The organism is Sulfuriferula sp. AH1, from assembly GCF_002162035.1.
Lineage (GTDB): Bacteria > Pseudomonadota > Gammaproteobacteria > Burkholderiales > Sulfuriferulaceae > Sulfuriferula.
In genome coordinates this window covers 2,854,790-2,877,007 of the sequence record NZ_CP021138.1, presented here as the reverse complement: position 1 = coordinate 2,877,007, position 22,218 = coordinate 2,854,790, and the positions used below count along the sequence as shown (strand labels likewise).

Below are 22,218 nucleotides of genomic sequence, written 5' to 3'. Positions count from 1 at the left end.
TGGAGTTGAAATTATCTGGGTGAAGAAAATTTCGAGCAAAAAACTGCTACGGTTTTCCTTGAAGGAAACTATGATAAGTTTAATCCGCGTATTAAAAGATATCTATTAACTTTTCAACTATTTTTATTTAAAAATCGCGGTTTGTTCTTGACAAGAGAGGTAATAAAATAGTCTAATGCTATGTTCTACGGAATTATTTTTATTAGGATTTTGTTATGAAACGCACTTACCAACCTTCCGTTATTCGCCGCAAGCGTACCCATGGTTTTTTAGTTAGAATGAGAACTAAAGGCGGTCGTGCTGTGATCAACGCACGCCGTGCTAAAGGTCGTGTTCGTCTTGCTGTGGGTGAATCACGGTAACTCGCTGATAGTAGTTAGCAAATGAATATTCGGTATACTTTTCCGCGAAGTTGCCGATTGTTAAAAACGGATGAGTATTCATCCGTTTTTAATTTCCGCTGCGGAAAAATCGGGCGGTTTTTAAATGTTTATGCCAAACCTAACACGAATCAGGCTGCGCGCCTGGGCATAGTTGTTGGTAAGAAACAATTGCGTACCGCCGTAGCGCGTAATTTGGCAAAACGAATCGTGCGTGATGTATTCCGTTTACAGCGCCATGATTTGCCCGCCCTGGATTATATTGTCCGGGTAACGAAATCGTTCGATAAAAACGAGTCATTGTTAGTTCGGAATGAACTAATTCATTTATTGCAAAAAACCAAGCGATGTCTCAACTCCTGATTCTAATTGTAAAGATATATCAGTACACTATTAGTCCTATGTTGGGGCCGCGATGCCGGTTTACGCCTACATGTTCCCAATTCGCCGTTGAAGCGATTGCAAAACACGGTGTATTAAAAGGCGGGTGGTTAGCAATGAAACGTGTATCGCGTTGTCATCCACGTAATCCAGGTGGCTACGATCCAGTACCTTAATCTTTTTATAGCTAAGCGTTACATTTATGGATACTCAGAGACTTATTCTTTTTGTTGTTTTTTCGTTTTCATTATTGATGTTGTGGGAATCCTGGCAAAAACAGGGTGCCGTTTCGGAACCTGCCGCCACTGCGATGGTAGGCGCGCCAGCAAACGTTAATTCCAACGCACCTGTACCTACCTTAACTTCCGCAGCCACGACCTTGGCCCCGAATAATACGGCCAATCAGTTACCTATAGCGGCTCAAGCCGTGGTTACAACAGATCTGGTTCGTGCGGTAATTGATGCGAACGGTGGCGATTTGCGCAGTTTGGCATTACTGCATTATCAGGATCCGCTGGATAAAAATAAGCCATTGTATTTATTTGAGCAGAGCGCAAATCATACTTATGTTGCCCAGACGGGTTTGATAGGCGCCGGTTTACCCAATCACAAGACCCTGTTTACTTTGACCCCGGGAAATTATCAACTGGCGCCAGGCCAGGATAAGCTCGTCGTGCCGTTGGTGTGGGAAGATACGCAAACCGGCTTGAAAGTGACTAAACTTTATACTTTTCATCGTGACAGTTACACGATCGATGTGACTTACCAATTAAGCAATCCAGGCACAACAGTGATTCCGGTAGATGCCTATTTCCAGTTGGTGCGTGATGGCAAAACACCGGAAGGTGAATCAAAGGTAGTGCATACTTTTACCGGCCCAGCCCTTTATACCGAAGCAAACAAATTTACCAAAATTGATTTTCATAAACTTGACAAGGGCGAACAGGAATATCCAAAATTCGCCAATGATGGCTGGATTGCGATGGTTCAGCACCATTTTGTTTCGGTCTGGCTTCCTAAAAATGGCGGTAAACGTGAGTTTTACGCTAAAGCGATTGGCAATGGACAGTATAGCGCCGGCGTAATTTTGCCGGAAGGGAAAGTCGCACCCGGCTCGGTGCTTACGTTCGATGTGCCGATGTATGCAGGCCCACAGATACAAAAGACCTTAACCGCGTTAGCTCCGGGGCTGGATTATGTGGTGGATTATGGTTGGCTGACCCCGATTGCCGCACCGATTTTTTGGGCGTTGCAAAAGATACATGGAGTAGTTGGTAATTGGGGTTGGGCCATTGTTATTCTTACTATCATGATTAAATTGATGTTCTTCCCATTATCGGCTAAAAGTTATCAGTCGATGGCCCAAATGCGCGGTTTGGCACCGAAGCTGCAACGCCTGAAGGAATTGCATGGCGATGACAGGCAGAAATTGCATCAGTCAATGATGGATTTATATAAAACAGAAAAAGTAAATCCTTTGGGCGGCTGTTTGCCGGTTGTTGTGCAAATCCCAGTATTTATTGCATTGTATTGGGCTTTGCTGGGCAGCGTAGAAATGCGTCAGGCACCGTTCATAGGCTGGATCCATGACTTGTCCGTGCCCGATCCATTTTATATTTTGCCGATTATTATGGGTCTGACCATGATATTGCAAACCAGACTGAATCCTACTCCGCCCGATCCGATACAGGCCAAGGTGATGATGATAATGCCGGTCGCCTTCAGCGTTTTCTTTTTCTTCTTCCCCGCGGGTCTGGTGCTGTATTGGGTAGTGAATAACGTATTGTCGATTAGTCAGCAATGGGTCATCACTCGCAAATACGAGGCCGCACAAGCCGGCCATGCCAAACGCTGATCACGATACCATAGCCGCTATTGCCACTGCGCCTGGACGTGGTGGCATAGGCATAGTGCGTATCTCTGGCGCTCATTTAATTCCATTTGCGCAACAGGTTACGGGTATAACACCTAAACCACGCTTTGCGCATTTCGTGCCCATTCTGGATGCGGATGGCAGCGTGCTGGACGAAGGGGTGGTACTGTATTTCCCTGCGCCGCATTCCTTCACCGGTGATGATGTATTAGAGCTGCAGGGGCATGGTGGGCCGGTAGTGCTTAATCTGGTTTTGAATCGTTGTTTGCAGCTGGGCGCGCGTTTGGCAAATCCGGGTGAGTTTACACAACGCGCTTTTTTGAACGACAAGCTGGATTTGACACAAGCTGAAAGTGTCGCTGATTTAATCGATGCCAGTTCTGCGGAAGCAGCGCGTTCAGCCATGCGCTCGTTGACGGGTGAATTTTCAGCACGTATCCATGCATTGGTTGCAAGCTTGATAGATTTACGGATGCTGGTGGAGGCGACGCTGGATTTTCCGGAAGAAGAACTGGAATTCTTGCAAGCGGCCAAGGCTTTCGAACGGCTAGCACAAATAAAACAGCAGGTCACGGATGTAGAACAGAGTGCACGGCAGGGGAGTTTGCTGCGCGACGGTATTCGAGTGGTTTTAATCGGGCAGCCGAATGTAGGCAAATCAAGTCTGCTCAATCAGCTAGCGGGTCAGGAGGTGGCTATTGTTACGGCAATTGCCGGGACAACCCGCGATACGGTGCGTGAAACCATCCAAATCGAAGGCGTGCCTGTTCATGTAATTGATACCGCCGGGTTGCGTGACACTGACGACGAGGTGGAGCGCATCGGTATAGAGCGTACCTGGGAAGCTGTTTCCCGTGCGAATGTCGCATTATTATTGGTAGACGCCCAATATGGCGTTACGTCCGCAGAACAAAATATCATTGCAAAACTGCCGGCAGGGTTGCCATTGTTTACGGTGCATAACAAAATTGATTTAACGCAAGAGCTTGCCGGTGAATCGGCGCGCGAGATTTATGTTTCGGCTAAAACGGGGGTCGGTATCCCGTTATTGAGGGCGGCCTTATTAAAGATTGCTGGCTGGCAAACGGAAAGCGGCAGTGTGTTCCTGGCACGGGAAAGACACTTGAACGCAATACGAGAAGCAAAGCATCATCTTATCCAGGCCAGTGAATTGCCGGTGTCGGCACTCGAGTTTTTGGCCGAAGAATTGCGTTTGGCTCAAAATGCACTGTCTTCGGTTACCGGGGTGTTTAGCGCTGACGATTTGCTAGGTGAAATATTCAGTCGTTTCTGCATCGGCAAATAAAAACGCGCCCTAACGGCCAATGCGCCAATAATTTACGCCGGTAATGGTTTTGTATTGCCGGTATCAAAGTAATTCAATACGGCTCGTTCTGAGCAGTCTATTTTTTAAGCAATTCTCAATGTTTCACGTGAAACATTGAGAATTTTAAATCAACTTTTAAATCAAATTAAACGTGATGTGTTTGGTACAATAGCGCATATTCAAATAATAATCTGGCGGTAAGGATTATTATGGTCAATGTTAACTTATTACATTTATGTAAAGAAATGAATTATCAAGAAAAATTCGATGTCATTGTTGTCGGTGGAGGTCACGCCGGAACTGAAGCTGCTTTGGCTTCAGCTCGGATGGGTGTACGCACGCTTCTGCTCACCCATAACATTGAAACATTGGGACAAATGTCTTGTAACCCTTCCATAGGTGGAATTGGTAAAGGGCATTTAGTAAAAGAAATCGATTCGTTGGGTGGTGCAATGGCATCGGCAACGGATGAGGCCGGCATACAATTTAGAATCCTGAACTCATCAAAAGGGCCTGCTGTGCGTGCAACTCGTGCTCAGGCCGATCGTTTGTTATATAAACAGGCCATTCGCAGTCGTTTGGAGAATCAACCAAATTTATGGCTTTTTCAGCAAGCGGTAGATGACTTGTTGCTTGAGGGCGACAAGGTGGTGGGGGTAAGAACCCAGCTGGGCTTGGCTTTCTACGGGAAAGCGGTAGTGCTTACAGCGGGTACCTTTTTGGCGGGATTAATACATGTTGGTCAGTCGAATTATGCGGCCGGGCGCGCGGGCGATCCGCCTGCAGTGAGTTTGGCACACAGATTGCGAGAATTAAATTTGCCTGTTGGCAGGCTAAAAACCGGTACGCCACCGCGTATTGATGGACGCAGCATTGATTATACGGTCATGCAAATGCAGCCGGGTGATGATCCTGCGCCCGTATTTTCATTTTTGGGCAGACGTGAACAGCACCCGCAACAGTTACCGTGCTGGATAACGCACACGTCAGAACTTACCCACGATATTATCCGCAACGGACTCGATCGATCACCGTTATATACTGGTGTTATCGAGGGAGTGGGGCCGCGCTATTGTCCTTCGATTGAAGATAAAGTGGTGAGGTTCGCAGATAAGACATCGCATCAAATATTTGTGGAACCGGAGGGCTTGACTACGCATGAGATTTATCCAAACGGGATTTCGACCAGCTTGCCTTTTGATGTGCAATTGGCACTGGTGCGATCAATCAAAGGTTTCGAGCGGGCTCACCTGATTCGTCCCGGATATGCGATTGAATACGATTATTTCGATCCGCGTGAATTGAAGCGGTCTTTGGAAACCAAAGCGATAGCGGGATTATTCTTCGCAGGCCAAATAAATGGCACAACCGGTTATGAAGAGGCGGCAGCGCAGGGCTTGTTAGCTGGAATAAATGCGGGTTTGCTGGCCCAGGACAAGCCGAGCTGGAATCCTGCCCGTGACGAGGCCTACCTTGGGGTTATGGTGGATGATTTGACGACGCTGGGGGTAACAGAGCCATACCGTATGTTTACCAGCAGAGCGGAGTATCGATTGTCATTGCGGGAAGACAACGCGGACATGCGTTTAACCGAAATCGGCAGGCAGCTGGGCGTGGTAGATGAAGCACGCTGGCAGGCTTTTTCCGAGAAAAAAGAGAAAATCGAGACGGAGCAAGCGCGGTTGCGCGGAGTTTGGGTACGGCCGGAAACGCTGGACAAGGCGGAATGCGAGCGGGTACTGGGTAAAGAAATCGAGCGTGAATACAATTTGTACGATCTGCTGCGCCGCCCGGATGTAACTTACGAAAAATTAATGACATTGACGGCGGCCGGTGAAGGAATAACCGATCCGGTGACAGCCGAACAAGTTGAAATACAGGCAAAATATCAGGGGTATATCGAGCGCCAACGCGGCGAGATCTCGCGCGCGCAGGCGCAAGAATCTCAAATCCTTTCACCTGATCTGGATTATAGCCAAGTGCCGGGACTGTCGATTGAGGTTCAGCAAAAGCTCAACAGACACAAACCGGAAACGATAGGGCATGCTTCGCGCATATCAGGCGTAACGCCTGCCGCAATTTCATTGCTACTGGTGCATTTGAAGCGGCATGGCGATGGACGCCGCAAATCGGTCGCATAAGCATGATGCATTATCTGATCGATCAGGCGGCAAGCATGGGGGTTGCAATAAGTCCTGCGCAAAGTCAACAGTTGTTCGCGTATTTGAATTTGATCGGTAAATGGAATCGGGTACATAACCTGACCGCCGTCCGCGACCCTCATAAAATGCTTACGCATCATATTTTGGATAGCTTGTCGGTGAACTCTTACGTGAAAGCGGAAAACCTGCTGGACGTAGGCAGTGGTGCCGGTTTGCCGGGAATCCCGTTAGCGATAATCAATCCGCATCAGCGTATTACGCTAAGTGACAGTAACAGGAAAAAAGCCGCATTTCAGCAGCAGGCTATTATTGAATTGGGGCTAAGCAATGTGAACGTAATGGCTGGAAGGGTGGAAGAACTGCGGTCGGAGCAAAAATTCAATGGCATAATTTCACGCGCTTTCTCAGAAATTGGCCTGTTTATTGAACTGACTCGGCATTTGCTATCTAAGGGCGGGTACTGGTATGCGATGAAGGGGATATACCCCGAACAGGAACTAAATTCATTGCCCGATGGTATCGAAGTGAGCTCCATGCATGAATTGAATGTACGATTGCTTGATGCAAAAAGGCACTTGGTGATACTGAAAGAGGTCGATGACTAAAATATTTGCGATTACCAATCAAAAAGGTGGTGTTGGCAAGACTACAACTGCGGTTAATCTTGCTGCGAGTTTGTCATCCTCCGGATCGCGCGTGTTATTAGTGGATCTCGATCCCCAGGGAAATGCGACCATGGGTTGCGGAATAAATAAAAGAGATTTGAATAAAAGTGTCTACCATTTACTGCTGGGATTGGAAACCATAAAGAGAATTAGAAAATTCAGCCCAAATGGGAAATTTGACATATTGCCAGCCAACCGTGATTTGGCGGGCGCAGAAGTTGAACTGGTGGATGAGACAGGGCGTGAAATACGTCTGAAAACCGCATTGACTGAAATAATCGAAGATTATGATTATGTGCTGATTGATTGTCCGCCAGCACTGAATTTACTAGCTGTTAATGCACTGACCGCTGCCGATGCTGTGATGATACCGATGCAATGCGAATATTATGCATTGGAAGGGGTGTCAGACCTGGTCAATACCGTAAAAAAAATCCGGGTAAACTTAAATCCGCGGCTGGAGATTGAAGGGTTGTTGCGCACAATGTTCGATCCGCGAAGCACGCTCGCCCAACAAGTTTCAGACCAACTTAAAAATCATTTCGGTAACAAGGTATACGATACGGTCATTCCGCGGAATATCCGACTGGCTGAGGCGCCAAGCTACGGACAGCCGGCATTAATGTACGATTCGAGCTCAAAAGGAGCGCTGGCATATTTGGCATTGGCAAAAGAAGTGCTGAGGAGACATAGTGATAGCCAAGAGGCTAGATAGTTTGATAAGCACTTTAAATACCGATTACAGATCGAAATTGCCATAATCATTGCATCAATTTAAAACATAAAGGTGTTGCTAAATGAGTCGGGATTTGGGCCGTTATGAGGAATTGGATTCGAATGTATTTATAAAATCAGTGTTAGCTGCCTTCATAGTGCTTATCGTATTGGTCTTGACGCAGATAGGCTATGGTGTCAATCAATTAGACGAGCTGCAGCAAAAAACGGAAGAGGTGACGGCCCGTCAATTTGAAAAATTACGGCTGTTAAACGATGCCGAAAGCGCAGGGGTAAGACGTAGTGCATTGTTGGTAAGAATGAGTTTGAGCAAGGATGATCTCGAGCGGAAAAATTTATATGCGGAATTTCAGCAAAGTAATAACTTATTAAGTTTGGTGCGACAATTATCCCAAATTGAAAAAGACCCAAATGAACGGTTGTTATTAGACGAACAGTTTAAGAATTTGCAAAAAATAATAATTGCACAATCCGATGTGCTTAATATGTTAGAGGTGGGCAATACCGAAGCAGCCCAATCCTTGCTTAAAAACGAGGTAATGGATCAGCAGAATAGTGTACGTGCAGCATTTGTTAATCTGCGCGAGCACCAGCAAAAACAAGTGCAAGAAATGTTGGTAAAAACGCAAACGGAATATAACGCCACAAGAAACGCGATTTTATGGACCGGATTGTTTGTGGTTATAGCTGTAGTGGTTATCAGTTTTATTGTATTGCGCAGGGCAAGAAGGCATGTTCATAATATAGAAACGAAATTAATAAGTCTGGAGGCGAGCAGGCTGCGGCTACATAAAAAGGCAACGCGCGATGCATTAACGGGATTGGCAAATAAAAGCCAGTTAAACAGCTATCTGCAGCAAAAAATTCTGGAACACGCTAAGCGAAAATCATTTGCCGTCATGTATCTGGATTTGGATGGATTTAAAAAAATAAATGATGAATACGGACATGCTGTTGGCGATCGTTTGCTTGCGCTCGCATCCCAGCGTATGCAAGGGATGTTAAGAAACTATGACTTTATTGCTCGTGTTGGCGGCGATGAATTTGCAATTATCATGCAAGAGAATGAAGATGCGGAAATTGCTACTTTGGTAGCAAAAAAATTGATAGCATTTTTGGGCGAGCCGTTTAGTATCGGATCCGTCGTATGCAATATAGGAGTAAGCGTGGGTTTGGCATTTTATCCTGAGCATGGAGTTGATGGTGCTCAGTTACTGCATAATGCAGATCAAGCCATGTATTGCGCAAAGCGGAATGGCAAGAATCAATATGCAATCCACAAAGCGACTGAATAATAGCGATCTGTCGCAGATTGGAAATTAGATCGCGAAAGGAATATGGAATGAAGAAGGCACGTGGGCTGGGCCGAGGACTGGATGCGTTATTGGGTGATGATAGCTCGTCATCCGCGGTTCAGAGCGATTTGCAAAATGTATCCGTCAAAAATTTACAGTCGGGAAAATATCAACCGCGCACAAAAATGGATGAGGCCAGTCTCAATGCACTGGCAGATTCGATAAAGGCGCAGGGTTTGATGCAGCCTATACTCGTAAGAGACATAGGTGGTCAACAGCTGGAGATTATCGCCGGCGAGCGCAGATGGCGAGCTGCGCAGATCGCCGGCTTGACGGAAGTGCCGGTAATAATTAAATCAGTACCTGATGAAGCGGCGCTGGCTATGGCCTTGATCGAAAATATTCAGCGGGAAGATCTAAACCCATTGGAAGAAGCGGCCGGCATTCAGAGGCTGATCGATGAATTTGGCATGACCCACCAGATAGCCGCAGAAGCAGTGGGCCGATCACGAAGCGCAGTAACTAACTTGCTCAGACTATTGAATTTGCAACCAGAAATCCAGGTGTTGATGATGGATGCAAAAATAGATATGGGACATGCAAGATGCATATTGTCTGCGCCAAATGCCTTGCAACTCGAAATTGTCGATGAGGTGATAAGCAAGCAATTATCTGTACGCGAAACAGAAAAGCTAGTGTCGCGAAAAATTAATCCCGCTGCAAAAAAAGAAGTGATACAGGACCGGGATGTAATCAATCTGGAAGAAGGCTTGTCTGACCGTTTGGGCGCCAAGGTGGTAATACAGACGCGAAAAAACGGTTCGGGAAGATTGACGATAGAATATAGCAGTTATGACCAGTTAGATAATATAATCAACAAGTTATAGCAAATAATTGCGGCATGGGAATGGCCGTTAAAAATCAAAGGGTTGCATTAAGCAGACAGTGTAATGTATTATCTCGGATTAATTGCCGAGGCGATGGGTCTTGGCTGTTTAATTTCGTGCCTCATGGGTGAGCAATGCAATCAACCATACAGCACAAAAAGCAAGACGCAGAGAAAATTAAAGCTGTTATTAAATTGCAATTAATTGTAGCTATTATTGCAATATTGGCAATCAAGTTGAATATTCCTCATGCGGTCAAATCCACGCTATATGGCAGTTTGGTAGCTATATCGAATAGTGGATTTTTGTACTGGCGTATGCGAAAAGCAAGCCGGAAAACAAATGGATCAGCGCAGGAAAGTTTAAAAGCAGTGTATCGATCCGGGATCGAGCGGTTTGTATTAACAGCGTGCTTATTGGCAATCGGGATGATGGGCGCATTAAAGCTATCTCCGATAATCGTGTTAATGAGTTTTATAATTGGACAATTAATGTTTTTGCTGGGCGTGATATTTATACGCACAGGTAAAAATAAAATTAAACAGAGCTAGAGTAATCATAATGTCGACTGAAGCACTTACTTCTTCCGAATATATAAAACACCATTTGCAGAACCTGACTTATGGTCAGTTACCGGATGGCAGCTGGGGTTTGGCTCATAGTGCTGAACAAGCAAAAGAAATGGGGTTTTGGGCATTTAACCTGGATACTCTGGGAATGTCATTGTTTTTGGGTCTGGTGTTTTTATTCGTATTCCGGTCCGTGGCAAAAACCGCATCGGCAGGGATTCCGACAGGCGTGCAGAATTTCGTGGAATGGATCGTCGAATTTATCGACACCAGTGTCCGTGGTTCGTTTTCAGGTAAAAACCCATTGGTTGCGCCATTAGCGCTAACCATTTTCGTGTGGATACTGCTGATGAATTTAATGGATCTGTTGCCGGTAGACTGGGTGCCGCAAATAGCACATCAACTGGGATTGCCATTCTTTAAAGTGGTTCCAAGCACTGATCCGAATGCCACATTCGGTATGGCCATAGCGGTATTTTTACTGGTGGTTTACTACAGCATCAAGATGAAGGGTGTTGGTGGTTTCGTTGGTGAATTGACGCTACAGCCGTTTGGCAAGCTGGGTTTGCCAGCAAATATATTTCTTGAAGGTGTTAATCTGATCGCGAAGCCGGTATCCTTGGCGCTGCGTTTGTTTGGCAATATGTATGCTGGAGAAATGATTTTCATTCTGATAGCACTCATGTTTGGCGGTGGTATCGGCATCGGCATGTTTGGTGGTGCGTTGCAGTGGGGGTGGGCAGTGTTTCATATTCTGATTGTGACACTTCAGGCTTTCATTTTCATGACATTAACCATTGTGTATTTAGACATGGCACATCAAGAGCACCATTAAGATTTTGTTATTTGTTTTGATTTTTAATTGAGGAGTAGTAAATGGATATGATTCACGCAGTGCTGTACGTTGCCGGCGCAATGATGATGGGCTTAGGTGCTTTAGGCGCTTCCATCGGTATCGGTATTTTAGGTGGCCGTTTTCTGGAAGGTGCTGCTCGTCAACCAGAATTAATTCCAATGCTGCGTACACAATTCTTCATCGTTATGGGTTTGGTTGACGCTGTGCCTATGATTGCTGTTGGTTTGGCAATGTACGTATTGTTTGCGGTTGCAGGCTAAGCTAGAAGTTACAAACGTAGAAAGGTTCTGGCATGAATATTAATGCTACCCTAATCGGGCAATCTATTACGTTTTTCGTGTTTGTTTGGTTTTGCATGAAATTCGTATGGCCACCGATTATGCAGGCGCTCAGTGAGCGCAAGAAGCAAATTGCAGATGGTTTGGCTGCAGGTGAACGCGGTAAGCATGAGCTGGAATTGGCATCTAAGCGTGCTAGCGAAAACTTGCATGAATCAAAGCAAAAGGCTGCTGAAATAATTGCCCAGGCTGAAAAACGAGCAGTGCAATTAATTGAAGAAGCAAAAAATGCTGCTAAAGCCGAAGGCGATCGTATGATAGCAAGTGCTCAAGCAAGCGTTGCCCAGGAAACTGTGCGTGCAAAAGAAGCGTTGCGGGCACAAGTGGCTGAACTGGCAGTGGCAGGTGCGGAAAAGATTTTGCGTCGTGAAATCGATGCAAAAGCACATGCAGACCTATTAACCGCGATTCAGAACGAGCTGTAATCATGGCCGAAATAGCAACTATCGCCCGTCCATATGCAGAAGCTGTGTTCCGTCTGGCCAAGGAAAGTAATGCCCTGGGTTCCTGGTCAGAGCAATTGGCATTCGCACAACTGGTTGCCGCCGACAGTGACATGCAGAGATTAGCTGCAGATCCGAAAGTAGATGGCAGTCAGTTAGGTGAATTATTTTTGAGTGTCTCGGGCAGCAATCTTGGCGCCGAAGCAGGCAGTTTTGTTAAGCTGCTGATAGAAAACGGCCGTATCAGCGTGTTGCCGGAAATCGTCACTCAATTTGAGACACTAAAGGCTAATGAAGGTGGCGTACTGGAAGCAGATGTAACCAGCGCGTTCGCCATGAGCACAGAACAAATTGCGGAACTGTCCGCCCGCCTTGAAAAAAAGTTCAATCGCAAAATAAACGCAACTGTTACAGTAGATACCACATTAATTGGTGGAATTATTGTTGCCGTAGGCGACGAAGTGTATGACGCTTCGGTGCGAGGCAAACTGCAAGGTATGGCATACGCGTTAAAACGTTAAGAGATTCCGTTAGGAGCAATCAATGCAACTCAATCCCACCGAGATCAGTGATCTCATAAAAAGTAAAATTCAGAACTTGGCTGTTGCCGCTGAATTACGTACTCAAGGTACAGTAATGTCTGTGACTGACGGTATCGTACGCGTTCATGGTTTGTCCGATGTAATGCAAGGCGAAATGCTGGAGTTCCCAGGCAATACGTTCGGTATGGCGCTTAACCTGGAACGCGATTCAGTTGGCGCAGTTGTGCTAGGTGAATACGAACATATTACCGAAGGCGATACGGTCAAGTGCACTGGTCGTATTCTGGAAGTGCCAATCGGACCCGAGCTAATCGGACGCGTGGTAGATTCGCTAGGTCAGCCTATTGATGGCAAGGGCCCAATTAATACCAAACTGACCTCCCCGATAGAAAAAATCGCCCCGGGCGTTATTGCACGTCAGTCGGTTACGCAACCATTGCAAACCGGCCTGAAGTCAGTGGATGCCATGGTGCCTATTGGTCGTGGACAGCGTGAGTTAATCATTGGTGACCGTCAGACCGGCAAAACCGCAGTCGCGGTGGATGCCATCATCAATCAAAAAGGCACAGGCGTTATTTGTATCTACGTTGCCGTTGGACAAAAGGCTTCTTCGATCGCCAACGTTGTACGCAAGCTCGAAGAGCATGGCGCAATGGGCCACACTATCGTGGTTGCAGCTACGGCTTCCGACTCCGCTGCAATGCAGTACATCGCACCTTATGCAGGTTGCACCATGGGTGAATATTTCCGTGATCGCGGTGAAGATGCGCTGATTGTTTATGACGATTTGACCAAGCAAGCTTGGGCTTATCGCCAAATTTCACTCCTGTTGCGCCGTCCGCCTGGTCGTGAAGCTTATCCTGGCGATGTGTTCTATCTGCACTCCCGCTTGCTTGAGCGCGCAGCACGTATCAATGCAGACCAAGTTGAGAAATTAACGGGTGGTGAAGTTAAAGGCAAAACCGGTTCACTGACAGCCTTGCCTGTGATTGAAACCCAGGCCGGTGACGTTTCCGCATTCGTACCGACTAACGTTATTTCTATTACTGACGGTCAGATTTTCCTGGAGACCGACTTGTTCAACGCAGGTATCCGTCCAGCAATTAACGCAGGTTTGTCCGTCTCCCGAGTTGGTGGCGCAGCGCAAACCAAAGTAATTAAAAAACTGGGTGGCGGTACTCGTTTGGCATTGGCTCAATATCGTGAATTGGCGGCTTTCGCCCAGTTCGCTTCTGATTTGGATGAGGCGACCCGCAAGCAGCTGGAACGCGGCAAGCTGGTTACTGAATTAATGAAGCAAAACCAGTATGCTCCAATGAATGTGGCAGAGATGGCTTTAACTTTGTTTGCGGTTAACAAAGGCTACATGGATGATATTGATGTGAAGAAGACGCTTGCTTTTGAAGCTGCTTTGGCATCTTTTGTGAAATCTAAACACGGTGCGTTGATGGATAAAATGCAAAGCACTGGTGACATGCCTGCTGATGTAGAAGCTGCATTAACCAAGGCTATTGAGGAATTCAAGTCCTCAGCCGTTTATTGATTGGATAACAATCATGGCTTCAGGTAAAGAGATACGGACTAAGATCAAGAGCGTAGAAAATACGCGCAAGATTACTCGCGCTATGGAAATGGTAGCCGCCGCGAAAATGCGCAAGGCGCAAGAACGCATGCGCGCTGCCCGACCATACGCAGAGAAGATTGGAAATGTTGCCGCTCATCTTTCCCAGGCCAATCCGGAATACAAGCACCCATTTGTTACTCAACGTGATCAGGACAAGCGTGTTGGTCTTATCGTTGTGACAACGGATAAGGGCTTGTGTGGCGGTCTGAATACCAATGTTCTGCGCTTGGTTGTAAACCAGATGAAAAAATGGGATGCAGCCAACGTGAGCGTTGACCTGACTGCAATTGGCAATAAAGGTTTGGGATTTTTGCAGCGCTCAGGCGGCAATGTGGTTTCGCATGTAGTGGCGCTGGGAGATACTCCTCATATCGAGCGTTTAATCGGGCCAGTAAAGGTCATGCTGGATGCTTATATGGAAGGCAAGATCGATGCGCTGCATATCGTATACAACCGCTTTGTAAACACCATGAAGCAAGAGCCAATGGTACAGCAGGTATTGCCATTGTCTGCGCCAAAAGATGATAAACCCGTACATCACTGGGATTACATTTATGAGCCAGAGGCGAAGTCGGTTGTGGATGCCTTGTTGACACGCTACATTGAGGCGCTGATTTATCAAGCTGTGGCGGAAAATATGGCTTGTGAGCAAAGCGCGCGTATGGTGGCAATGAAGGCTGCTTCCGATAACGCTAAAAACGTAATTGGCGAACTCAAGCTGGTCTATAACAAGACACGTCAGGCAGCCATTACCAAAGAACTCTCCGAGATCGTAGCGGGTGCTGCGGCCGTTTAAGTAATTTTGATATTTCAAGGAACGACGATGAGTCAAGGCAAAATCGTACAAATCATTGGGCCAGTTGTTGACGTGGAATTTCCACGGGATGCAATGCCTAAGGTTTATGATGCACTAAAAATGGAAACGCCTGAACTGACGTTGGAAGTTCAACAGCAGTTAGGCGATGGCGTAGTTCGCGCCATTGCTATGGGTACAACTGACGGTTTGCGCCGTGGCATGTTGGTGAGCGGTACAGGCGCACCAATTTCGGTGCCGGTTGGCGTTAAGACACTAGGCCGTATCATGGATGTATTGGGAAACCCTATCGATGAAATGGGCCCAATCGGTAATGAAACGACCTGGGGCATCCACCGTAAAGCACCTGCTTTCGATGAGTTGGCGGCTTCCAATGAATTACTCGAAACCGGTATTAAAGTGATCGATCTGATCTGCCCGTTTGCCAAGGGCGGTAAGGTTGGTCTGTTCGGTGGCGCTGGTGTGGGTAAGACCGTTAACATGATGGAGCTGATTCGTAACATCGCTGTTGAGCACAGCGGTTATTCAGTGTTTGCCGGCGTGGGTGAGCGTACTCGCGAAGGTAACGATTTCTACCACGAAATGAAGGATGGCGGCGTTCTGGATAAGGTCGCTCTGGTTTACGGGCAGATGAACGAGCCGCCTGGTAACCGTCTGCGGGTCGCGCTTACCGGCTTGACGATGGCGGAATTTTTCCGCGATGAGGGTCGCGATGTGTTGCTGTTCGTAGATAATATCTACCGTTATACCCTGGCCGGTACGGAAGTTTCTGCATTGTTAGGCCGTATGCCTTCTGCTGTGGGTTATCAACCTACACTGGCAGAAGAAATGGGGCGTCTGCAAGAGCGTATTACCTCGACCAAAAAAGGATCGATTACTTCGATCCAGGCTGTTTATGTGCCTGCGGATGACTTGACCGACCCTTCACCTGCAACGACTTTTGCACACTTGGATGCGACTGTAGTGTTATCTCGCCAGGTTGCTGAATTGGGTATTTACCCAGCGGTGGATCCGCTGGATTCCACTTCGCGTCAGCTCGATCCATTGGTCGTGGGCGAAGAACATTACAGCGTGGCTCGTGGTGTTCAGTCTGTATTGCAGCGTTATAAGGAATTGCGCGATATTATCGCAATTCTGGGTATGGATGAGTTGGCACCGGAAGATAAATTGGCTGTGGCACGTGCGCGTAAAATCCAGCGCTTCCTGTCACAACCTTTCTTCGTTGCTGAAGTGTTTACCGGAGCACCGGGTAAATATGTTTCACTCAAAGATACTATCAGCGGCTTCAAAGCCATCGTCAATGGTGAATATGATCATTTGCCAGAGCAGGCATTTTATATGGTCGGCACCATTGAAGAAGCGGTCGAGAAAGCCAAGACCATCCAGTAATCCCAGCTAGGGCGTAATGTATATGCGTTACGTCCGCTGACCGTTCGCAGGGAAGAAAGATTTATGGCAATGACCATACATGTAGATATAGTGAGTGCAGAAACGGCTTTATTTTCGGGTGTAGCGGAATATGTTATCGTTCCGGCTGAAATGGGCGAGGTTGGTATATATCCACGCCATACGCAAATGCTTACCCGAATCAAGCCTGGATCTGTACGTATCAAGAAGCCCGATGTTGCTGAGGAAGAGCTGATTTACGTATCGGGTGGAATGCTTGAAGTGCAGCCAAATGTGGTGACGATTCTGTCTGATACCGCCATTCGTGGTAAGGACTTGGATGAGTCGCGCGCATTGGAGGCAAAGCGTCAGGCGGAAGAAGCTATGAAGAATCATTCTTCTGAAATGGAATATGCTAAAGCTCAGGCTGAACTCGCTGAGGCAGTTGCGCAAATTGCAGCTATCCAGAAATTGAGGAAGCATACTTGATCCACTGGCAAATGCTTATCAATAAAAAGGTGTAGTAGTCGCGATCTGATCTGACAGTTCCCCGGTTTGACAGATGCAGCTGTCAGTTCAGATTCAGTTGTTCAATGTGGTGATTTTATCGTGCCATGCCTCCTTTCCGTCAATAAGTGTTTGCGTCGGAGTGCGGCCGCAGCACATCTTGCCCTGATGGGTGCGGTCATTGTTGTAATAAACCAGCCATTCATCCAGATCCGTTTGCAGCTCCGCGATTGACCGGTAAATCTTGCGCCGGAACGCGACCTGATAGAACTCCTGCAGGATGGTCTTGTGGAAGCGTTCACAGATGCCGTTGGTCTGCGGATGATTGGCTTTGGTCCTGGTATGCTCGATGTCATTCAAGGCCAGATAGAGCTGATAGTCATGGGATTCCGGTTTGCCGCAATATTCGGTGCCGCGATCCGTCAGGATGCGTATCATCCCCATGTTCTGCTCGGCGAAGAATGGCAGCACCCGGTCATTAAGCAGATCGGCTGCGGTGATCGGCATTTTGGTCGTGTAGAGTTTGGCCGCTGCCCACTTCGAATAGGTGTCAACGAAGGTCTGCTGGTAAATCCGGCCGACGCCTTTGAGGGTGCCCACATAGAACGTATCCTGGCTGCCGAGATAGCCTGGGTGAGCCGTTTCAATCTCGCCATGCGCCACATCGTCGTCCTGTTTCTTTTCCAGGGCGCCTACTTGCGCTTCGGTCAGCACCTCGCCCGTTTCAGCAACATGCCGTTCCAGTGCAGTCAGGCGCTTCTTGAACGATTCGAGATCACGCCGCAGCCAAACAGAGCGTACACCAGAGGGAGAAACAAAGATGCCGCGTTTGCGCAGCTCATTGGATACGCGCACCTGACCAAATGCCGGTTGTTCCAGGGCGAAGGCGGCAACCGCTAATTCTGTGGCCTCTTCAACCCGGTTCTTGTGGTTCGGCTTTCTGCGATTAGCATCGATCAGGGCGTCGACACCACCGTTTTCCATAGCCGACTGATAACGGTAGAAGGTATCGCGGGAAAAGCCCATCACCTTGCAGGCGCGGGACACATTACCGAGTTCAGCAGCCAGATTCAGCAGGCCAACCTTGTGTTTGATAACGTTTTGGTGAAAACTGTTCATGGGGTTACTCCTTGGCGCTTGCGCGCTTTGTTTGATAAAGATTCGCACCTATATCAAACCGGGTAACCTCACCTTTGGCAAGGCCATACTGTCAGATCAAGTCGGAACTACTACAAAAAAGGCAATCTTCGGATTGCCTTTTTATTGTTGATTATAAAAAATTGAGATTTTATAACCGGATACCGAAACGCCGTCGACATCAATAATTAGATGTGCAGAAACTTCCTCATGGGCTGCAATGCCCTCAGTTACATTATTCTGCCTGGATAGATATTCACTGGGACGAAAATTTCTTTTCACCACAATCTCATCCTCGTCATTGGTGAGCGATAAAGCCAGACTCGGGAATGCGATACGGATATCCGACTGATTCTCCAGTCCAATATGCATGGAAATCAAATTCGGGTTAACGGTATCAGCTTCGAATGCTGTTGATGTAATCTTGACCAGATTCAAATCTGTTGGTAGTTGTACCTGGCAATTGGATAAATGGCAAAGCGCATCAATTGCCGGCGCAACGTCTGGAAAATTGGCTGTAAGCTTATCCCTGTATAAAATCGTGAATTGTGCGGCCACCAAGACGCATAACACAAATGACGTCATCAACCATAAATATTGGCGCTGGTGCGACGGTCTGGTGACGAAATTGACCTCTCGAGGCGTTACGTTTGGCTGGGGAGGATCGCTGCTATCAGCATGCCGTGTGTCGATGTCAAGATCACTTAAATCCACATCAACGGATTCTTCGATATTTGAGTCTACTGTATCCAAGTGCAGGCTTACTGGATTGATTTCCTGTAACTGCTCGACAGGTTTGGCGGGCTCGCTTGAAGCAGTTGGCTCCTCGGATAAAGGTTCAATTAATGGCGCAGCCAGGTCGCCGACAGAAATGTCGGTCTGTTCAACGGGCGGATTTGATGCGTCGCCGATATCGTCGGAGTGATCGGAATTTTGCAGAGCATCAAATACCATGCCGCACACCCCGCATTGCACCATACCTTTGGATTCACCCAAGGATAAGGGTGATATCCTGAAAACGGTATGGCAGATGGGGCAGGTGGTATGTGAAGTCACGTACGTTTATCGCCTATCAGACAGACCCATCCGTCTTCTGAGCGCCATTCCGTGATGTCGAACCAATCAGCATAGGCCGAGATCACTTTTTCGGCCTGCTCAACCAAGATGCCGGACAAAACCAGTTTGCCACGAGGCAAACAGCGCTCCGCAAGTAATGGAGCCAGCGCGAGTAATGGATTGGTCAAAATATTGGCAACGACAATGTTTGCACGTGCAGCCACATCGGCATCAGGCAAATAAAAATCATCCGGGACTTGATTGTTAGCGGCGTTACCTTTGGCAGTAGTAATTGCTTGCGGATCGATATCGATCCCCCAGGCTTTGACTGCACCAAATTTTAATGCGGCAATCGCCAGAATGCCGGAACCACAACCATAATCCAGCACCGATTCGCCGCCAACGATATTTTGATCCAACCATTGCAGGCATAAGCGGGTAGTGGGGTGAGATCCGGTACCGAAAGCCAGGCCAGGATCGAGGCGGAGATTGATTGCCTTGTCATCGGGCGCCTGGTGCCAGCTTGGAATGATCCAAAGACGATCTGATATTCGTATCGGATCAAATTCGGCCTGAGTCAATCTGACCCAGTCTTGTTCTGCCACATGGCCAATCTGGTAGTTCGGCACGGTATAAGCAACTTCAGCTGCCGCTGTCTGGATGATTTGCGCAACATTGGCATGTTGTTCAAACAGCGCAACAACATAATTGTCACGCCACAGTGCATCAGGTGGCATGCCAGGTTCACCGAAAATGGGCGTTTCAATCACCGTTCCCGCCGCGGCATCCTCGATACTCACGGAGATCGCACCTAATACCATTAAGGCATCAGATAAGCGATCTGCTTCCTCTGCGGTAGCCGGTAGCGTGACTGATTGCCATGGCATGGGAAATCCTTAATTATGAGTGGGTTTGGCCAGTTTCTGTTCGAGATAATGGATGCTGGTACCGCCCTGAATAAAATTAGCATCCTGCATTAAATCCTGATGCAGGGGAATATTGGTGTTGACGCCTTCCACGATCATTTCCATCAAAGCCGTACGCATCCTGGCAACGGCCTGCTCCCGCGTCGCGCCATGCGCCAGCAACTTGCCGATCATGGAGTCGTAATGTGGCGGTACAAAATAATTCTGATAGACATGCGAATCCACCCGTATTCCGGGACCGCCAGGTACATGATAGGCAGTAATGCGGCCAGGCGATGGAATGAATGTATAAGGATGTTCCGCATTAACCCGGCATTCGATGGCATGACCGCGGAACACGATGTCCTTCTGCCGGTAGCGCAGCGTCTCGCCGGCAGCAATATGTATTTGTTCCTGCACGATATCGACGCCGGTGATGAGCTCGGTGACAGGATGTTCAACCTGCACCCGGGTATTCATTTCAATGAAGAAGAATTCGCCATCTTCATATAGGAATTCAAAGGTACCTGCACCGCGGTAGCCGATTTTGCGGCAGGCTGCAGCGCAGCGTTCGCCAATCTTGTCGCGCAGCTTTGAATCCAGACCAGGCGCAGGCGCCTCTTCAAGAATTTTCTGGTGGCGACGCTGCATGGAACAATCGCGTTCGCCCAGATGAATGGCATTGCCATGTTCATCAGCCAATACCTGGATTTCGATATGGCGAGGCCTCTGCAAGTAGCGTTCCATGTACACGACCGGGTTGCCGAATGCGGATTGCGCTTCAGCCTGGGTCATGGCTACTGCATTGAGCAAAGCGCCATCGCTATGCACGACCCGCATGCCGCGACCGCCGCCACCGCCTGCGGCTTTGATGATAATCGGATAGCCAACTTCCTTCGCAATGCGGCGGATTTCTTCCGGATTATCCGGTAGTGCGCCATCCGAACCCGGTACACACGGCACACCAGAAGCTTTCATGGCGTCTTTTGCAGAAACCTTGTCGCCCATCAGCCGTATGGTTTCTGGGCGCGGACCGATAAAGACAAAGCCGGAAGATTCAACACGTTCCGCAAAATCAGCATTCTCGGAAAGAAAACCATAACCCGGATGAATAGCTTCGGCATCGGTCAATTCAGCGGCGCTAATAATGGCCGGTACATTCAGATAACTTAATGATGATGCGGCGGGTCCGATACAGACGGATTCGTCGGCGAGTTTGACGTACTTTGCATCAGCGTCTGCTTCGGAATGGACGGCAACTGTTTTGATGCCCATCTCACGACAAGCCCGCTGAATCCGCAAGGCGATCTCGCCACGATTGGCGATAAGGATTTTTTCAAACATGAGCGACCTGTGTATAGAGAGGGTGGGTTAGCCAATAATGAATAAAGGTTCGCCGTATTCAACGGGCTGACCGTTCTCAACCAAAATGGCCTTGATTACGCCGGCATGATCTGACTCAATTTCATTGAGCAATTTCATTGCTTCGATAATGCATAAGGTATCGCCGGCATTGACGCTTTGCCCAACTTCAGCGAAAGCCTTTGCACCAGGGCTGGAGGCACGATAGAAAGTACCGACCATAGGCGATTTGAGAATGTGTCCTTCAATGACAGCAGGATCGGTGCTGGCAGGTACTGCAACCGTAATGGCAGGTTGAACCGGAGCGACGGCAGGTGCCGAGGCCATGTAGAATGGCTGCTGCTGATGTTGCAACATGCTGGCGATACGGACTTTTTCTTCACCTTCAGTAATTTCAAGCTCAGCAATGCCGGATTCTTGTACGAGGTCGATTAGTTTTTTAAGTTTTCTCAGATCCATGATTTAAACCTTGTGGGTGAGTTGGGCAAGCGCGTATTCGAGCGCAAGTTCGTAACCTTGTGCACCTAAGCCGCTAATAACGCCAACTGCCAAATCACTGAAATAAGAGTGATGACGGAAAGCTTCGCGAGCGAATACATTGGATAAATGAATTTCTATAAATGGAATGTCGACAGCGGCAAGCGCATCGCGCAACGCTACACTGGTATGGGTAAACGCGGCCGGATTGATCAGTATGAAATCAATGTTGTTATAGGCATCATGAATATGGTTGATCAACTCTGCTTCGCTATTGCTCTGGAAACTGGTCAATGTCACATTAGTCGCGTCTGCACGCAACTGTAACCGCGTATTGATATCGGTTAGCGTGTCGCGACCATAATGTGCCGGTTCACGCGTTCCCAACATATTAAGGTTGGGGCCGTGCAGCACAAGGATGCGTTTACCAGGCTTCGAATCAGTAGGTTTGCCATTCATAGCCGCAAGTTTGCCGAAATTACGTAGTATTGTCCAGA

Annotated in this window: 25 protein-coding genes; 19 read left to right on the top strand and 6 right to left on the bottom strand. The window is 47.8% G+C overall.

The features are described 5' to 3' along the window. Positions 1 to 215 precede the first annotated feature (215 nt). From rpmH to CAP31_RS14390, 19 genes are all read left to right on the top strand, one after another. Positions 216 to 362, top strand: a complete 147-nt coding sequence (gene rpmH / locus CAP31_RS14480; RefSeq protein WP_087448179.1) for a 50S ribosomal protein L34 — start codon at positions 216 to 218, stop codon at positions 360 to 362. Between the two features lie 21 nt (positions 363 to 383). After that, the gene (rnpA, locus tag CAP31_RS14475; RefSeq protein WP_087448178.1) at positions 384 to 743 is read left to right on the top strand and encodes a ribonuclease P protein component; all 360 of its coding nucleotides are present in this window, start codon (positions 384 to 386) and stop codon (positions 741 to 743) included. Then, entirely contained in the window at positions 728 to 937 is a 210-nt protein-coding gene (yidD, locus tag CAP31_RS14470; RefSeq protein WP_087448177.1) for a membrane protein insertion efficiency factor YidD, read from the top strand. Before rnpA ends, yidD begins: the two co-directional genes overlap by 16 nt. Before the next feature lie 26 nt (positions 938 to 963). After that, positions 964 to 2,616: a membrane protein insertase YidC gene (yidC, locus tag CAP31_RS14465; protein WP_087448176.1), complete on the top strand. Its 1,653-nt coding sequence runs from the start codon at positions 964 to 966 to the stop codon at positions 2,614 to 2,616. Beyond that, positions 2,603 to 3,940, top strand: coding sequence for a tRNA uridine-5-carboxymethylaminomethyl(34) synthesis GTPase MnmE (gene mnmE, locus CAP31_RS14460; protein WP_087448175.1), 1,338 nt, complete (start codon positions 2,603 to 2,605; stop codon positions 3,938 to 3,940). Before yidC ends, mnmE begins: the two co-directional genes overlap by 14 nt. Positions 3,941 to 4,206: 266 nt before the next feature. Next, positions 4,207 to 6,102 carry a tRNA uridine-5-carboxymethylaminomethyl(34) synthesis enzyme MnmG gene (gene mnmG, locus CAP31_RS14455; RefSeq protein WP_087448415.1) on the top strand — a complete coding sequence of 632 codons (1,896 nt, stop codon included), beginning with the start codon at positions 4,207 to 4,209 and terminating at the stop codon, positions 6,100 to 6,102. Between the two features lie 2 nt (positions 6,103 to 6,104). Continuing rightward, positions 6,105 to 6,728, top strand: a complete 624-nt coding sequence (gene rsmG, locus CAP31_RS14450) for a 16S rRNA (guanine(527)-N(7))-methyltransferase RsmG (RefSeq protein WP_087448174.1) — start codon at positions 6,105 to 6,107, stop codon at positions 6,726 to 6,728. Next, positions 6,721 to 7,503, top strand: a complete 783-nt coding sequence (locus tag CAP31_RS14445) for a ParA family protein (RefSeq protein WP_087448173.1) — start codon at positions 6,721 to 6,723, stop codon at positions 7,501 to 7,503. The genes rsmG and CAP31_RS14445 overlap by 8 nt, the downstream gene beginning before the upstream one ends. A gap of 82 nt (positions 7,504 to 7,585) precedes the next feature. Beyond that, on the top strand, positions 7,586 to 8,818 hold the full coding sequence (locus CAP31_RS14440) for a diguanylate cyclase domain-containing protein (RefSeq protein ID WP_087448172.1): 1,233 nt from the start codon (positions 7,586 to 7,588) through the stop codon (positions 8,816 to 8,818). Positions 8,819 to 8,865: 47 nt separating this feature from the next. Beyond that, positions 8,866 to 9,705 (top strand): ParB/RepB/Spo0J family partition protein, encoded by an 840-nt coding sequence (locus CAP31_RS14435; protein WP_087448171.1) that lies wholly within the window; start codon positions 8,866 to 8,868, stop codon positions 9,703 to 9,705. Positions 9,706 to 9,839: 134 nt separating this feature from the next. Continuing rightward, entirely contained in the window at positions 9,840 to 10,256 is a 417-nt protein-coding gene (locus CAP31_RS14430; protein ID WP_087448170.1) for an ATP synthase subunit I, read from the top strand. 10 nt (positions 10,257 to 10,266) lie between these two features. Beyond that, positions 10,267 to 11,109 carry a F0F1 ATP synthase subunit A gene (gene atpB, locus CAP31_RS14425; RefSeq protein WP_087448169.1) on the top strand — a complete coding sequence of 281 codons (843 nt, stop codon included), beginning with the start codon at positions 10,267 to 10,269 and terminating at the stop codon, positions 11,107 to 11,109. A 41-nt stretch (positions 11,110 to 11,150) separates the two neighbouring features. Beyond that, positions 11,151 to 11,390, top strand: coding sequence for a F0F1 ATP synthase subunit C (gene atpE / locus CAP31_RS14420; protein WP_087448168.1), 240 nt, complete (start codon positions 11,151 to 11,153; stop codon positions 11,388 to 11,390). A gap of 32 nt (positions 11,391 to 11,422) precedes the next feature. Next, positions 11,423 to 11,893: a F0F1 ATP synthase subunit B gene (locus CAP31_RS14415; RefSeq protein WP_087448167.1), complete on the top strand. Its 471-nt coding sequence runs from the start codon at positions 11,423 to 11,425 to the stop codon at positions 11,891 to 11,893. Positions 11,894 to 11,895: 2 nt separating this feature from the next. Then, positions 11,896 to 12,432: a F0F1 ATP synthase subunit delta gene (locus CAP31_RS14410; RefSeq protein WP_087448166.1), complete on the top strand. Its 537-nt coding sequence runs from the start codon at positions 11,896 to 11,898 to the stop codon at positions 12,430 to 12,432. Positions 12,433 to 12,454: 22 nt separating this feature from the next. After that, positions 12,455 to 13,996: a F0F1 ATP synthase subunit alpha gene (gene atpA, locus CAP31_RS14405; protein ID WP_087448165.1), complete on the top strand. Its 1,542-nt coding sequence runs from the start codon at positions 12,455 to 12,457 to the stop codon at positions 13,994 to 13,996. 13 nt (positions 13,997 to 14,009) lie between these two features. After that, entirely contained in the window at positions 14,010 to 14,873 is an 864-nt protein-coding gene (atpG, locus tag CAP31_RS14400) for a F0F1 ATP synthase subunit gamma (RefSeq protein WP_087448164.1), read from the top strand. A gap of 27 nt (positions 14,874 to 14,900) precedes the next feature. Then, a complete protein-coding gene (gene atpD, locus CAP31_RS14395; protein ID WP_087448163.1) occupies positions 14,901 to 16,280 on the top strand; it encodes a F0F1 ATP synthase subunit beta in 1,380 nt (459 codons plus the stop codon). A 63-nt stretch (positions 16,281 to 16,343) separates the two neighbouring features. After that, positions 16,344 to 16,766, top strand: a complete 423-nt coding sequence (locus CAP31_RS14390; RefSeq protein ID WP_087448162.1) for a F0F1 ATP synthase subunit epsilon — start codon at positions 16,344 to 16,346, stop codon at positions 16,764 to 16,766. A gap of 93 nt (positions 16,767 to 16,859) precedes the next feature. On the opposite strand, the gene CAP31_RS14385 is transcribed toward CAP31_RS14390, so the two are convergent. The 6 genes from CAP31_RS14385 to aroQ all read right to left on the bottom strand — a co-directional run bounded on the left by CAP31_RS14385 (position 16,860) and on the right by aroQ (position 22,180). Next, positions 16,860 to 17,903, bottom strand: coding sequence for an IS481 family transposase (locus CAP31_RS14385; RefSeq protein WP_087446117.1), 1,044 nt, complete (start codon positions 17,901 to 17,903; stop codon positions 16,860 to 16,862). Positions 17,904 to 18,044: 141 nt separating this feature from the next. Continuing rightward, positions 18,045 to 18,977 carry a zinc-ribbon and DUF3426 domain-containing protein gene (locus tag CAP31_RS14380; protein WP_087448161.1) on the bottom strand — a complete coding sequence of 311 codons (933 nt, stop codon included), beginning with the start codon at positions 18,975 to 18,977 and terminating at the stop codon, positions 18,045 to 18,047. Next, positions 18,974 to 19,864: a 50S ribosomal protein L11 methyltransferase gene (gene prmA / locus CAP31_RS14375; protein ID WP_087448160.1), complete on the bottom strand. Its 891-nt coding sequence runs from the start codon at positions 19,862 to 19,864 to the stop codon at positions 18,974 to 18,976. The genes CAP31_RS14380 and prmA overlap by 4 nt, the downstream gene beginning before the upstream one ends. Positions 19,865 to 19,873: 9 nt before the next feature. Then, positions 19,874 to 21,226 (bottom strand): acetyl-CoA carboxylase biotin carboxylase subunit, encoded by a 1,353-nt coding sequence (gene accC, locus CAP31_RS14370; RefSeq protein WP_087448159.1) that lies wholly within the window; start codon positions 21,224 to 21,226, stop codon positions 19,874 to 19,876. Between the two features lie 27 nt (positions 21,227 to 21,253). Beyond that, positions 21,254 to 21,703: an acetyl-CoA carboxylase biotin carboxyl carrier protein gene (gene accB, locus CAP31_RS14365; RefSeq protein WP_087448158.1), complete on the bottom strand. Its 450-nt coding sequence runs from the start codon at positions 21,701 to 21,703 to the stop codon at positions 21,254 to 21,256. Between the two features lie 3 nt (positions 21,704 to 21,706). Further along, entirely contained in the window at positions 21,707 to 22,180 is a 474-nt protein-coding gene (gene aroQ / locus CAP31_RS14360) for a type II 3-dehydroquinate dehydratase (RefSeq protein ID WP_087448157.1), read from the bottom strand. Positions 22,181 to 22,218: the final 38 nt, after the last annotated feature.